The 12,912-nt window shown below is 52.5% G+C and carries 11 protein-coding genes and 1 tRNA gene; 6 read left to right on the forward strand and 6 right to left on the reverse strand.

Annotated features, from left to right (window positions below; all coding sequences use genetic code 11):
- Nucleotides 1-1,446, forward strand: coding sequence for an ABC transporter permease (locus H8709_RS03420; protein WP_262396959.1), 1,446 nt, complete (start codon nucleotides 1-3; stop codon nucleotides 1,444-1,446).
- A gap of 371 nt (nucleotides 1,447-1,817) precedes the next feature.
- Nucleotides 1,818-3,266, forward strand: a complete 1,449-nt coding sequence (locus H8709_RS03425) for an ABC transporter permease (RefSeq protein ID WP_262396960.1) — start codon at nucleotides 1,818-1,820, stop codon at nucleotides 3,264-3,266.
- Between the two features lie 256 nt (nucleotides 3,267-3,522).
- Here H8709_RS03425 and H8709_RS03430 read toward each other — a convergent pair.
- Nucleotides 3,523-3,599, reverse strand: a tRNA-Pro gene (locus H8709_RS03430).
- 314 nt (nucleotides 3,600-3,913) lie between these two features.
- On the opposite strand from H8709_RS03430, the gene H8709_RS03435 reads away from it, so the two are divergent.
- Nucleotides 3,914-5,353, forward strand: coding sequence for a potassium/proton antiporter (locus H8709_RS03435; RefSeq protein WP_262396961.1), 1,440 nt, complete (start codon nucleotides 3,914-3,916; stop codon nucleotides 5,351-5,353).
- 60 nt (nucleotides 5,354-5,413) lie between these two features.
- A complete protein-coding gene (locus H8709_RS03440; protein WP_262396962.1) occupies nucleotides 5,414-5,593 on the forward strand; it encodes a hypothetical protein in 180 nt (59 codons plus the stop codon).
- A 38-nt stretch (nucleotides 5,594-5,631) separates the two neighbouring features.
- Here the strand turns inward: H8709_RS03440 and H8709_RS03445 are convergent, their stop codons facing one another.
- Entirely contained in the window at nucleotides 5,632-6,567 is a 936-nt protein-coding gene (locus tag H8709_RS03445) for an aldo/keto reductase (protein ID WP_262396963.1), read from the reverse strand.
- A 277-nt stretch (nucleotides 6,568-6,844) separates the two neighbouring features.
- Here H8709_RS03445 and H8709_RS03450 point away from each other — a divergent pair, with 277 nt between their 5' ends.
- Complete coding sequence (locus tag H8709_RS03450) at nucleotides 6,845-8,839, forward strand: fructose-1,6-bisphosphatase (protein ID WP_262396964.1); 1,995 nt, start codon at nucleotides 6,845-6,847, stop codon at nucleotides 8,837-8,839.
- Between the two features lie 187 nt (nucleotides 8,840-9,026).
- Here H8709_RS03450 and H8709_RS03455 read toward each other — a convergent pair whose 3' ends face one another.
- From H8709_RS03455 to H8709_RS03465, 3 genes are all read right to left on the reverse strand, one after another.
- Nucleotides 9,027-10,241 (reverse strand): MFS transporter, encoded by a 1,215-nt coding sequence (locus H8709_RS03455; RefSeq protein WP_262396965.1) that lies wholly within the window; start codon nucleotides 10,239-10,241, stop codon nucleotides 9,027-9,029.
- Nucleotides 10,242-10,423: 182 nt separating this feature from the next.
- On the reverse strand, nucleotides 10,424-11,128 hold the full coding sequence (locus H8709_RS03460; protein WP_262396966.1) for a DUF2461 domain-containing protein: 705 nt from the start codon (nucleotides 11,126-11,128) through the stop codon (nucleotides 10,424-10,426).
- A gap of 119 nt (nucleotides 11,129-11,247) precedes the next feature.
- Entirely contained in the window at nucleotides 11,248-11,970 is a 723-nt protein-coding gene (locus H8709_RS03465; protein ID WP_262396967.1) for a LytR/AlgR family response regulator transcription factor, read from the reverse strand.
- 489 nt (nucleotides 11,971-12,459) lie between these two features.
- On the opposite strand from H8709_RS03465, the gene H8709_RS03470 reads away from it, so the two are divergent.
- Entirely contained in the window at nucleotides 12,460-12,684 is a 225-nt protein-coding gene (locus tag H8709_RS03470; RefSeq protein ID WP_262396968.1) for a hypothetical protein, read from the forward strand.
- 74 nt (nucleotides 12,685-12,758) lie between these two features.
- On the opposite strand, the gene H8709_RS11865 is transcribed toward H8709_RS03470, so the two are convergent.
- Nucleotides 12,759-12,912 (reverse strand): LPXTG cell wall anchor domain-containing protein (locus H8709_RS11865; protein ID WP_392391650.1); only part of this gene is annotated, 154 nt, incomplete at its 5' end.

Below are 12,912 nucleotides of genomic sequence, written 5' to 3' on the forward strand. Positions count from 1 at the left end.
ATGAATCTATGGAAAAGGGCGTTATTGTATGTCCGAAGGAAAAGAGGAAAAACCATTCTGCTCCTGCTCATCCTCACGGTCATGTCCTCCCTTGCCCTTATCGCCTTGGCCGTGGCCCGCGGGGCCATGAGCGCGGCCGATGACCTGCAAAAAAGTCTGGGTGGCAGCTTTGAAGTGCAACCTACCGTTATCGAGGACGACCCCAAGCTCTGGAAGATCACACAGCACGAGGATGGGCGGGTAACCAAAACCTACACCGGTCCCGCCGTCAACGATGAGCTGGTCAAGGAAATAATGAAAGTTAAAGGAATCAAAACCTACTGCACCAGCTCATGGATTTCCCTCTATCTTAGTGATGTGAAACCAATAGAGGGCGGTTATCAAAGCGATATTGACGAGGGTATTCCATCATCAGTACCGTCCATGCCAAATGAGATCATGGCCCGTTCTGTCAGCTTTTATGGGACCAACAGCAGTGAATACCACCAGCATTTCCGCACGGGAGGCATTAAGCTCATAGAGGGACGGCACATCCAGCCGGGAGATATTAACAAGGCGCTAATTTCCGAGGAATTTGCCGCACTTAACCATCTATCCGTGGGAGATACCTTCACAGCGGAGTGCCGAGACGAGCTGCAGGCGAGAGGATTTAACAGCATCAGCGGCGAACCCTTTTATCTGGAAGTGGTTGGTATATATCAAATTCTTGTCAATACGGAACCATCAAAATATACAGCGGAATTTTTATTGCCAGTCAACATGATATACTGTGATGAAACCACAGTAATGGAGGCCCTTCAAAACTGGAATTTCAAAAAAGAATACAACTTTGTCTATTTCTATGTGGATGACCCGGCGCACCTCAATGATGTCATCAAGGAAGTCAAAGCTCTGGATACCATCAACTGGATGTACTTTCATGTATCTGTCGATGATTCCGCTTACAAAGCTTCGGCGGCTCCGCTCAACACCATGATTATGCTGGCTGCTGTGTTGATCGTTTTGGTATTGGCCGGGTGCATTGCCCTTTTGCTGCTTATTTTGACAATGCAAGTAAAGGAAAGAAAGAAAGAGATGGGCATTTACCTTTCCATTGGTATTAGGAAAGGGAAGATTGCCGGGCAGATGTTTGTAGAGCTTGTCGTGATCTCGGTTATCGCCTATCTGCTCTCCACCGTCATCGCCGTAACGGCGGCAAACCCGGTGGGTAACGCCATTCTTCAGGCGACAAAACCCGAACAGATGGAGGCAAAGTATAAATTGGACAGTATTATGCTGTTCTATGAGGCAGCGGGGCAAGCGCCGGAGCGCATCGACATCCAAGTTTCCGCCGGGGATGTGGGATGGATGATCGCCGGTGGCACGGCGGTCATTGCGGCGGCAACCATGGGCGCTGCGGCCCCTATCCTCAAACGAAAGCCTAAGGACATTCTAAGCGGTGGGTAATAAAGAAAGCTATCCAAGACAGGCACCCACGTGAAAGGAGCATAACCATGCGGAAACTTCACAAAAGATTTAGCGTCATTAACCCCATAGCTCTCAGCTATACCTGTGGCTGCGGCCTGCTCTGTATTTGCAAATGGGGGGAAAGTTCGCAGGCAAATGATTCTGGTAGTCAAATCGCAGACAACCGGAGAGCAATGCAGTCCATCTAAGCATTTCCAGCGGTCGTTAATTAAATGATGATGTAGCCATAACCGGTGCCTGTCTTGTTGCAATAGCGAAGCGGGAGGAACAATTTGTTCCTCCCGCCATCATTTCCTTTCCTTCTTAATTTGGACTGGAGCGCTTGGGCTAAACAAAGAAAGGAGTACTCCATGAATCTATGGAAAAGGGCGTTATTGTATGTCCGAAGGAAAAGAGGAAAAACCATTCTACTCCTGCTCATTCTCACGGTCATGTCCTCCCTTGCCCTTATTGCCTTGGCCGTGGCCCGCGGGGCCATGAGCGCGGCCGATGATCTGCAAAAAAGTCTGGGTGGCAGCTTTGAAGTGCAGCCGACTGTCATCGAGGACGACCCCAAGCTCTGGAAGATCACGCAGCACGAGGATGGGCGGGTAACGAAAGCCTACACCGGTCCCGCCGTCAACGATGAATTGGTCAAGGAAATAATAAAAGTTAAAGGAATCAAGACTTACAGTACCAGCTCATGGATTTGTCTCTATATGAGTGATGCCAAACTGATTCCTGGCCTCATTCAAAGCAATATTGATGAGGGAATACCATCGCCGGTCCCTTCCCACCCAAACGAGGTAGAGGTCCGTTCTCCTAGCTTTTATGGGACCAACAACAGCGAATACCACCAGCATTTCCGCACGGGAGGCATTAAGCTCATAGAGGGGCGGCACATCCAGCCGGGAGACGTCAGCAAAGCAATCATTTCAGAAGAGCTTGCGGCACTCAATCACCTATCCGTGGGAGATACCTTCACGGCGGAGTGCCGGGACGAATTGCAGGCAAGGGGTTTTAACAGCACCAGTGGAAAGCCTTTTCATCTGGAAGTAGTGGGTGTTTACAAAATTTTTGCTAATACAGAAGCGTCAAAATATTCAACAGAATTTTTAATACCAGGTAACACGATTTATTGTGATGAATCCACGGTGATGCAAGCATACAGGAACTGGAGCTTTAAAGAACAATACAGCTTTGTGTATTTCTATGTGGACGACCCCGCGCACCTCAAGGATGTCATTAAAGAAGTCAAAGCTCTGGATACCATCAACTGGATGTACTTTCATGTTTCCGTCGATGATTCCGCATACAAGACATCGGCGGCACCGCTAAGAACCATGACCACCTTATCTATCGTGTTGATCGTGCTGGTGTTGGCCGGGTGCGTGGCCCTCCTGCTGCTCATCTTGACAATGGAAGTGCGAAACCGAAAGCGAGAGATGGGAATCTATCTTTCCATGGGCATTGGGAAAGTGAAGATTGTGGGGCAGATGTTTGTGGAACTTACTATGATCTCGGTTGCCGCTTATCTACTCTCCACCGTCATCGCCGTATCTGCTGCCAACCCGGTGGGTAACGCCGTTCTTCAGGCGACAACACCTGAACAGATGGAGGCTAAATACAGGTCTGAAAGTTCTTTCATATTCTACGAGGCTGCGGGGAAAGCGCCGGAGCGCATTGACATTAAAGTGAATGCTGGGGATATAGAATGGATGATTGCCGGTGGCACTGCGATTATCGGAGGCGCAACCTTCTTCTCAGGCTCTTCCATCCTCAAGCGGCGGCCCAAAGACATTCTGGCGAGTGGAGAATAACGGAAGCTATCCAAGACAGGCACCCATGTAAAAGGAACATAACCATGCATAATTTGAGCATATGTGACACTCATAATTGTACATCGCGCTGTAATAGGTGATGGAGCCGTTCCCTTCCTTGCCCCGGATGGCATGCTGGGCCATCCTCTCCCCCCAAAAACTGAAAATACCGTAAAATATCCTTCTGCCAAGAATAAAAGAATAAAGAAATAAGACCAGAAAACTGCTTAAACAAGCCGTTTTCTGGTCTTTTTTATGGTCGGAGTAGGGAGACTCGAACTCCCGGCCTCTTGGTCCCGAACCAAGCGCGCTACCAAGCTGCGCTATACCCCGATTGTCTGAGCTGACAACAGATAATATTATACATGATGGCAAATTCATTGTCAATATCCTCCTCAAAAAATCGTCGAATCCGCAGCAAAGATGTTTCCTTTTGACTATCTTTGCCAATATAACATTCGTGCTCTTACCTGCACATTTAGCGTTGCTACAATTCATATTTATGCGTCTATAAATAAAAATATTATTTAAAACGCATAATTATGAATTTAAAATTTGTATTTTATTCATTCTTTGGTTGTATCTCCTCTTCTTCTTTGATATAATGATGATGGATAAATTCAAGAAAATGAGAGAAGAGGGATTTAATGGTACAGCTTTTGATCATTGGCGCCGTGGTTCTTTTGTTATGCGTAGCTTCCAGCAAGCTGCTCTACCGCTTTGGAATTCCCTCCCTGCTTATTTTCCTGGTGCTTGGCATGCTGTTTGGCTCCGACGGCTTGGTGGGCATCCAGTTTGATAACTTCGCCTTGGCCCAGCAAGTCTGTTCCGTGGGCCTCATCTTCATCATGTTCTTCGGCGGCTTTGAAACCAATCTGAAGGCGGCCCGGCCAGTGTTGCTCCCCTCCATCCTCATGTCCACCCTGGGCGTGGTCATCACCGCCCTGCTCACCGGGCTTTTCTGCTACTTTTGTTTTCAGCGCAGCTTCCTCGAAAGCCTGCTCATCGGCGCCACCGTCTCCTCTACCGACGCCGCCTCCGTCTTCGGCATCCTGCGTTCCCGCAAGCTCAATCTCAAAGGGGGCATCGCTTCCCTCTTGGAGGTGGAGAGCGGCAGCAATGACCCCTGCTCTTATATGCTGACCATGATCGTGCTCAGCTTCCTCACCGGTGGGGAAAAGAACATCGGACTTATGCTCCTTTCCCAAGTGGGATTGGGGCTGGGACTGGGATTCATCTTCGCCAAAGTGGCCGTCCTCGTTCTCAAGCGCATCAATTTGGAGGTAGACGGACTTTATCCCCTCTTTACCGTGGGCATCGTGGTGCTAGGCTACGGCCTGTGCGAGTCGCTGGGAGGCAACGGATACCTATGTGTCTACCTCATCGGTATCCTCCTGGGCAACAGCCGCATCCTACACAAGAGAAGCCTGATTCACTTCTTCAACGGCATCTCGTGGCTAATGCAGGTCATGCTCTTCTTTGTGCTGGGGCTGCTCTCCTTCCCTTCCCAGCTTCCTGCCGTCATCGGACCGGGTATCCTCCTCTCCGTCTTTATGATCCTCATCGCCCGCCCAGCCGCCACCTTCGGCATCCTCAGCTTCTTTCGCTTTCCCCTCAAGCAGAAAATTTTTATCTCCTGGGTGGGACTGCGGGGCGCCGCCTCCATCGTCTTCGCCATCTCCGCTGTGGCCATGCACGTGGGACTGGGCAACTACATCTTCCACATGATCTTTTTTGTCAGCCTCTTCTCGGTGGGCGTACAGGGAACCTTCATCCCCTCCTTCGCCAAAAAGCTGGATCTGGTGGAGGAAAACGAATCGGTTTTACGCACCTTCAACGACTACCAGGAGGAAGGCAGCATGAAGCTCTATGAGTTTACCGTAGAGGGAAACAGCCGTTGGGCGGACAAAACGCTGATGGAGGCGGGAATTCCCGAACACATTTTGGTTGTCATGATCAAACGGGGCCAAGAAGTGATTCTCCCCAAGGGTTCCACTCTCCTCCTGGCTGGGGATATTGTGGTTTTGGGCCAGAACCTTCCGGAAGATGAATTTATGGCCTCCATCGATCACCTGCGTTCCTCCTGAGCGGGCCATCCGGGGATAAAGTCCCCGCTTTTGCAGATACTACCTTTGAGGTGATGCTGCATGTCAGAAATGCATCCTTTTAGCTTTGGCTTTGGCGGCGACCTGGACATGGCGGGTTATTACGACTCCCTTCCCGAAGCCGTGAAGCGGGAACTGTGTTTCCATCTGGACCAGTTTCACTCGGTGGATGACCTCAAAGCTTATGTGGAAAAACTAGACTTCCATGAAAAAAACGTCTGAGTCTCCGACTCAGACGTTTTTTGTTCTAACACTTTAGATTAAGGAATCATCTTGCCGGAAGCCTCGTAGATTTCATACCACTCAGCCTTCGTCAGAGGCAGCTCGGAACCCTGGCAGCTCTCGATCAGGCGCTGGTCGTTCATGGTGCCCACAATGATCTGCATGTTGGCCGGATGGCGGGCAATCCAGCCGGTGGCGATGGCGTTCTTGGTGACATTGTATTTCTTGGCCAGCCGGTCCATAACGGCGTTGAGCTCGGGGTAATGTTCCTCGTCGCCGACGAACACGCCGCCGAAGTAGTCCTTCTGGAACGGGGACCACGCCTGAATCGTCACGTCATGGAGGCGGCAGTAATCCAGAATGCCGCCCTCGCGGATGGTGCTCTGGTCCAGATCCATGTTGACGGCGATGCCGATGTCGATCATTCTCGAGTAGCAGATGCTCAGTTCCAGCTGGTTGGCGATGAGCTTATAGGGTACATATTTTTGCAATAACTCCATCTGATAGGGGTTCTGGTTGGAGACGCCGAAATAGCGGACCTTGCCGCTGGCGTGGAGGATGGCGAAGGCCTCCGCGACTTCCTCCGGCTCCACCAGCGCGTCGGGGCGGTGCAAAAGCAGCACGTCCAGATAATCGGTGCGCAGACGTTTGAGGCTTGCGTCCACCGCTTCCAGCAAATGATCTTTGGAGAAGTCGTAGATGGTGTGGTTGCCGGGCAGGCGGCGGATGCCCACCTTGCTCTGGAGAATCATCTTCTCCCGCAGGTCGTCGTTCATGTCCAGCGCCTCGGCAAACAGGCTCTCGCATTTGCCTCCGTCGTAGACGTCCGCATGGTCAAAGAAATTGATTCCCTGCTCCATGGCCGTCCGAATGTGTTTTTCCGCCTGAGACTTGTCAAGCTCGGTCAGGTGCATACAGCCCATGACAATGTTCGAAACCTGCAAATCCGTGTTTTTTAGATTCATGTATTTCATTTGTTTCGCTCCTCTCTGCCGTGCGCCGGCAAACATGTTCTCTTACTTCTACAATAGTCCCCGCCCCTCCTTAAGTCAAGTCTTTTGCGGGAAAATTATTCCGAGCGCCGCATGCCGTTAAACCAGCCCCCTATCCGCCGGTCCGTCCCTTTCCTACGGTGATCCGGCTCCTAAAAATTGACAGTCCAAGCCCGGCAGAGTATACTGAAATTATGACAATTTGGTCCCGGACAGGGGCTTTTCCTACTTCGATCGACAAAGAAGAGAGGTTGACCGCATGGATCTGATAAAACCCACCAAAGAAGACGTGATGCAGCATCTCAAATACTTGCGGATGCTTTCCCACCAATATCCCAACATCCAATCCGCCTCCACCGAGATTATCAACCTGCAGGCCATTTTGGGGCTTCCCAAGGGCACCGAGCACTTTATGTCCGATCTCCACGGGGAGTATGAGGCCTTCATTCACATTCGAAACAGCGCTTCCGGCGCCATCCGGGAGAAGGTGGACGCGCTGTATCAAAACACCGTTCCCGCGGCGGAGAGGGCGGAGCTTTCCACTCTGATCTACTACCCCAAGGCAAAGCTCCAGGAGATTTCCGAGCGAAACGAGGATTTATCCGAATGGTACAAGATCACCCTCAACCGGCTCATGGAAATCTGCCGGCTTTTGGGCAGCAAATACACCCGCTCCAAAGTCCGCAAGGCCCTGCCCGAGGACTTTGCCTACATTATCGACGAGCTCATCAACCTAAGCTATGACGCCCTCAACAAGCAGGACTATTACGCCAACATCCTTTCCACCATCATCGACATCGATCGGGCCGACGACTTCATCATCGCCCTGTGCACCACCATCAAACGCCTCATCGTGGACCGGCTGCATATTGTCGGCGACATCTTCGACCGGGGGCCCCGGGCCGACATCGTCTTAGACTGTCTGATGGAACATCACTGCGTGGATATCCAGTGGGGCAACCACGACATCCTCTGGATGGGCGCCGCCACCGGCAGCCGCACCTGTGTGGCCACCGTGCTCAATAACTCGATCACCTATAACAACCTGGAAGTCATCGAGGGCGGCTACGGCATCAGCCTGCGGCCGCTGGCCCTCTTTGCCAACGAAGTCTATAAGGACGCGGACATCTCCCGTTTCATGCCCCGGACCGTGGCCGAGGGCAATTATAACCGCAAGGACCTGATGCTGGGTGCCCGGATGCACAAGGCCATTGCCATCATACAGTTTAAATTGGAGGGGCAGATCATCAAGCGCCACCCCGAGTATCGGATGGACGACCGGATGCTTTTACACCGCATCGACTACGAGGCCGGCACCATCGAAATCGAGGGGAAGCGCTACCCCCTCACCGACTGCGACTTCCCTACTGTGGACCGGGACGACCCCTACGCCCTCACCGAGGAGGAGGCCCTCCTCATGCGCCAGCTCAAAAGCGCCTTCCAGCACAGCGAGAAGCTCCAGCGCCACGTCCAGTTCCTCTACTCCAAGGGGAGCCTCTACAAGTGCTTTAACAAAAACCTGCTTTTCCACGGCTGCATCCCCCTAAACCCCGACGGCTCCCTGATGGAGTTTTCCTTCGGCGGACAAACCCTGTCCGGGCGCGGCCTCATGGACTACGCCGACGCCGTGGCGCGCCGGGGCTATTACGCCAGGGAGGGCACGCCGGAGAAGCAGTACGGCAAGGACTTTTTGTGGTTTTTATGGTGCGGGCGCAACTCTCCCCTTTGCGGGCGCAAAAAGATCGCCACCTTTGAGCGGCTCTGGGTGGACGACCCCAGCGCCTGGGAGGAGCCGAAAAACGCCTATTACCGCTACACCGACGACGAGGACATCGCCACCTTTCTACTGGGCCAGTTCGGGCTGGGCACCCCCTATTCCCACATCATCAACGGCCACATGCCGGTCAAGGCGGGGGCCGGGGAAAGCCCCATCAAAGCCGGCGGCAAGCTCATCGTCATCGACGGCGGCTTCTGCCGGGCCTACCAGTCCACCACCGGCATTGCGGGGTATACTTTAATTTACAATTCCTACGGCCTACGGCTGTGCTCCCACGAGCCCTTCGCGGGGCTCGACAACGCCATTAAGTTAAACAAGGACATCCTATCCACCCAGGTGGTCTTCGACCGGGCCTCCTCCCGCATCAAGGTGGACGAGACCGACGCGGGAGAGGGCATCCGAGAGCTCATCGCGGACCTCAAGCTCCTGCTGGCCGCCTATCGACTGGGCGTTGTCAGCGAGCGGCATGATAAATAGCGGTTGGAACGCAACTGTTATTAAGCACCGGTCTGACCAATCGAAGACGCCGCGGCCCGGCATGACCCCAAATGACGTCTTGGCCGTCTCCGGTGCGGCGCTGTGCCTTGGGTGCCGCGCCACACACATTGGTAAAATAAAAACGCGTCTGCTTTTCGCAGACGCGTTTTTTGCTCTCTAAAGGCCCTTATTCCTTCTGCCCGTCGCAGTGGGCCACCGACGGGACCAGCACGCAGAGAGCCGCCGCCAGTAAAGTGAGCAGACCCGCCACAATAAACCAGTTCTGCACGCCGAAAACTTCGGCAAAGGCGCCGGACAGCGAAAGCCCTATGGGAGAACAGATGACCATGATGGAACTGGAAAGGGCCATGACCCGGCCCAGATACCGTCCTTCAAAGCTCTGCTGCAAAAGTGGCGTATACATCCCCCAGTAGAAGGGGCCGGAGACGCCCATCAGACAGGAGAGGACGGCAAAGGCTGCAAAGCCCGAGCGGGGTAATAGTCCCGAAAGAATGAGGGAGGCGCTCATCAGAAGATAGGAGCCCACAATGGTGCGCACCTTCCTCCTCGTCCCGCCCCAGACCGAGAGGACCAGGGAGCCGATGAGGAGCCCCACCGAAAAAGTGATCTCCGCGATGCTGGCGTGGACGCTGGTCCCACCAAAATAGGACATACTCATCAGCGGAAAGAGAGCGCTGGTGGGCATGAGCGCCAGGGAATACAGGGCGCTGATGAGTACGAGCCCCAATATCCCCCGCTTGGAACGGAGGATGCGAAAGCCCTCCCTCGCCTCTCGGAGTACGTGAGGCTTTCCTTCTACCTTCGGTTTTTCCAGTTTGGGAATTTCGCTGACCGTCAGGGTGATGACGGCCGCCACCGCCCCCAGCACATCCAGCAAGACGATGGCGGACAGGCTCCACCAACTGTAAAGGACAGCCGCCACCGCCGGGGAGACGATCTGTGAAATGGACTGGAGGGACTGGGAATAGCCGGAGCACCGGGTCAGTTCCTCCTCCGGCACAATCTGAGGCGTCACCGCCTGAAGGCAGGGATTGTGAAGCGCCGAGCCCACCGACCGGCACAGGAGCACTAAGAGGATAAGCCACACCGGCGGCTCCCCCCAAAAGCCCGCCGCCACCAGCACTAGGCTGGTTCCGGCGATAAATAGATCGGACCAGACCATAATTCGTTTGCGGTCATACCGGTCAATGAGCACTCCGATGAACGGTCCCAAGATGCCCTGGGGCAAAAAGCCCATGAGCATGGACGCGGACAGCACCAGCGCCGAGCCGGTGTGGTCGGTCAGATACCACACGATGGCAAATTGAAGGACGGCGCTGGAAAACTGAGACACCGCCTGGCCGCTCCAAATGGTAAAAAAGTTCTTCTTCCAGTGATTCATTCTACTCCTCGTATCGTTCACAAAGTGGGCCGAAAGTGTCATGGCACTTTCGGCCCGTCTTGGTTATTTCTGTACAAGCTGCAGCAAGACCGCCTTTTTTCATGGTGCTCTACGGCCGCCGACTATTTTCATAGTTAAAAAGCCATGCGCGCTTGGCTCAGCCTCAACCCGCCAAAACTGCGTTATAGGAGAGCGGGGCGCTGCAGCTCCTTTTCGTGCAAGATCTGAGAGGTATGCAAGAGAAACTGATAGATGGGGGCTAGATGGCGGAAGTCCTCGCAGAGCTTATCGGCAAGGGCATCGGAAAAGAGCAGGCCCGCATCCCGGCTCTCCGCTTCGAAGTGGATGCCCCGCAGTTCCAGCCACCGGCGCTGTTCCTCCGGCGCATTGGGATAGCGCGGTCGCTTGAATTTCTCGCCTTCCAACGTAAAGACCGATTGCTCTTTGTAAGCTTTCATGGCCTTTTTAGCCACAGCGTCGCCTTCCAAAATGAGCTTTCGCAGCGTATTCATATAGTCGGTGGAGGGGCTGTAAAAGCCGCCGCCATAGCAAAACCCACTGGGTGAAATTTCAAAATAGAGGCCGGGAACCTGGGTGCCGTGCATCTTGCCCCTTTTAAATATGAGCCACATGTTCTCCCGGTACCTGGATTTATCCTTGGAGTAACGGGTGTCACGCCAAATGCGGCAGATGGTCTTGTCCACTTTGGGCTCCGTCGTAAACTGGGGGTCGATGTCCAGCATTGTGGGGGTGAGCTTTCCCACCAGCTCCTGCATCGGCTCCAGTACCAAGCGGCGGTAATCCTCCTTGTGCTCGTTAAACCACTCCTTGCTGTCACGCAGGCGGTTTTCCGTTAAAAATTGAAGGGTCTGTTCCGTAAAGGGCATTATATCGCCTCCCCTGTCTCTTATGCTCGCGGTTTTCCTTCGCGCCACTAGTTTCTATCGGCTAACTAGCGGGCACAACCATTTTCATTTTGGCACATACTGCCGGAAAAGATCCGCGGCTAACCGATTCCCTCCAGCTTATCAAAGGCATAATCGGCGTATTTTTGACGGACCTCCTGGCGCAGTTTGCGGGCAATCGGCACCCAGTCGCCGCTGGACATGACGAAATCCTGTTCACCCAATTCCTCCACCTCATCCATATTGACGATGCAGTTGCGATAACAGCAGAGGAATTGAGGATAACATAACAGTTTGGGCGCAAAATCAGGAAATCTCTGGTAGCAGCGGACCATCCGCTCCTTGGTGTGAATTTGGATATAGTGGTTATAATAATCGGTATAAATAATGCTGTGCAGCGGAATTTTGACAAAGGTGCGCCCTTCTTTGACCTCGATATAATGGGCGCGGCGGCAAAGGGCCTGATCGCACAGCTTCATAGTTTCCGAAAGCCTAGCAAAGGAATAAGGTTTTACCAAATAATCAAATGCCCGCACCCGATAGCTTTCCACCGCAAAATGTTCACTGGTTGTGCAAAAAATCAGTAAACATTCGCTTCCCATCTGGCGGAGCTTCTTAGCTGTTTCTATACCGTTGAGTTTGTCCATGTAAATGTCCAGAAATACAATGGCATAGTCCTTGCATTCGCTCTCTTTCAGAAATTCATCCCCGCTTTCAAACTCTCTGAGTTGAGCTTGCAGACATTGTTCTTCACAATAGCGGTTTAAAAATTCCCACAGATACCGGCGGTCCATCTGCGAATCGTCAACAATTGCTATCTGCATCGCTTTTCTCCTTCCTACTTTGGTATCAGAGCGTTTTCCAGTCAAATTCTTTCTATTGTACCCCGTTCTTTTTCGAAATACAAGCGATGTAGGTTATCATGCGCTCATTCATCTCCTGCATGGAAAAAGCAGCTACCTGGGCAGCCGCCACTCCTTCAAAAGAATTCTAAATCGGTATTATTTTACCTCATTTCGCATAAAAACACAATGTTTGCCGCCCTTTTCCCGGTGAAAAATCGCACGATAAATTCCAGCATTTTTTGTCAAAATGAAAAACACTTGTCGAACTTTCCACTTTTTTGAAAGTTTGCTACAAATTCCAAACATTTTTATACCAAGCGCTGCCTTGCTTTTATGTGAAAGAGAACCCCCATCTGACAGGGGCATTGCGGAGCATCCATTTCCGGAAGACAGATTCTTGGAAAAGATTTACCAAATCATAAGGGGATGCTTCCGGGGGAACACTATAACGAAAGGAGTGTGTTTCTCATGGATGAAAAAAATCCTCCCCGCCCCTACGACATGCTTGATGATGAAGAGCTTTATGACGAAATGATGGAGGTCGCTTCCGCGACGGAGTGCACTGGACTGATGCCGGCAGCTCCCATCACCAAACCGGAAACAGAATCCTACAGCAAAATCTATGACATCCCTTTGGCCAAAGACGATGTTGTGGACGAGATGATGGAGCGAAAAAAGAAGAACAGAGAATAATAAAAGATGGAGCCGTCCCATTGAAGACGGATCAAAAAAAGGGACATCCTTTCGGATGTCCCTTTTTTCATAACTTATTTATTTTTCTTGCGGGTCAGGATGAGGAATACGCCAGCGCTCGCAGCCAGAACGGCCAGAGCGATGGGCAGCATGCTGCTGTCACCGGAGTTCGGGTTTTTCTTGCCGGAGTCGGAACCAGAACCGCTGCCTTCCGGCCACTTCCAGTCG

The organism is Zongyangia hominis, from assembly GCF_014385095.1.
Lineage (GTDB): Bacteria > Bacillota > Clostridia > Oscillospirales > Ruminococcaceae > Zongyangia > Zongyangia hominis.

What these genes read in the sequence shown, in the direction of transcription:
- H8709_RS03465 (WP_262396967.1), bottom strand. Translation starts at nt 11,970, where the DNA reads ATGCAGATAGCAATTGTTGACGATTCGCAGATGGACCGCCGGTATCTG.
- H8709_RS03455 (WP_262396965.1), bottom strand. Translation starts at nt 10,241, where the DNA reads ATGAATCACTGGAAGAAGAACTTTTTTACCATTTGGAGCGGCCAGGCG.
- H8709_RS03435 (WP_262396961.1), top strand. Translation starts at nt 3,914, where the DNA reads ATGGTACAGCTTTTGATCATTGGCGCCGTGGTTCTTTTGTTATGCGTA.
- H8709_RS03420 (WP_262396959.1), top strand. Translation starts at nt 1, where the DNA reads ATGAATCTATGGAAAAGGGCGTTATTGTATGTCCGAAGGAAAAGAGGA.
- H8709_RS03450 (WP_262396964.1), top strand. Translation starts at nt 6,845, where the DNA reads ATGGATCTGATAAAACCCACCAAAGAAGACGTGATGCAGCATCTCAAA.
- H8709_RS03425 (WP_262396960.1), top strand. Translation starts at nt 1,818, where the DNA reads ATGAATCTATGGAAAAGGGCGTTATTGTATGTCCGAAGGAAAAGAGGA.
- H8709_RS03440 (WP_262396962.1), top strand. Translation starts at nt 5,414, where the DNA reads ATGTCAGAAATGCATCCTTTTAGCTTTGGCTTTGGCGGCGACCTGGAC.
- H8709_RS03460 (WP_262396966.1), bottom strand. Translation starts at nt 11,128, where the DNA reads ATGCCCTTTACGGAACAGACCCTTCAATTTTTAACGGAAAACCGCCTG.
- H8709_RS03445 (WP_262396963.1), bottom strand. Translation starts at nt 6,567, where the DNA reads ATGAAATACATGAATCTAAAAAACACGGATTTGCAGGTTTCGAACATT.
- H8709_RS03470 (WP_262396968.1), top strand. Translation starts at nt 12,460, where the DNA reads ATGGATGAAAAAAATCCTCCCCGCCCCTACGACATGCTTGATGATGAA.